1 protein-coding gene is annotated in these 506 nt (G+C 46.4%); it reads right to left on the bottom strand.

The genetic code is table 11. The features are described from left to right. Positions 1-270: 270 nt before the first annotated feature. Positions 271-506 (bottom strand): hypothetical protein (locus tag EVX52_RS25395; RefSeq protein ID WP_205952728.1); only part of this gene is annotated, 236 nt, incomplete at its 5' end.

Raw genomic sequence — 506 nt, 5'->3', positions numbered from 1 at the left:
GATTAACTCCATTTTGCAAGGCGGCAGCGCGGACTATGCCGCTGCTCGCTTATTGATCGACCAATCCCGCAATGAGCCGTTGGCTTCAAAAGCTGTACAACCGAGAGGCTGATATTTTCTCTTTAAGCGCGCTTCCAATAGAAGCATAATCAAGGCTTAGTTGCAGAAGGTTTTACCTAGCGCGTTTTGACATGCAAACGCCCAGAGAGCTTCTCGCATACGATTTCGCCAGCACATTGTTTCCCATGGAAACATGTCGGTTTCTCATCGTCATTGGAGCGCCTGAAATTGATGCTCACATTCAAAGGTGTTTGAGCAAATCAGACGAAGACAAGGCGTACTAGTTTCTCGCGCAAACGCGTGTATATGCATCAAAGCCCCGGAACCATCTTCGTCGAACCGTGAAGCTTGACCCTGCGTCTGAGTTCTTTCTGTTTGACGTAATATTTCTAAATCGTTTGCAGTTTCGCAAGCCTTTCCACAATGATAAAAAGCACTTTGGTTAT

It is taken from the genome of Rahnella sp. CFA14(1/10) (assembly GCF_004195095.1).
Taxonomy (GTDB): Bacteria; Pseudomonadota; Gammaproteobacteria; order Enterobacterales; family Enterobacteriaceae; genus Rahnella; species Rahnella perminowiae.
The sequence above is the reverse complement of the archived record's forward strand: the minus strand, read 5'-3'. Positions and strand labels throughout refer to the sequence as shown.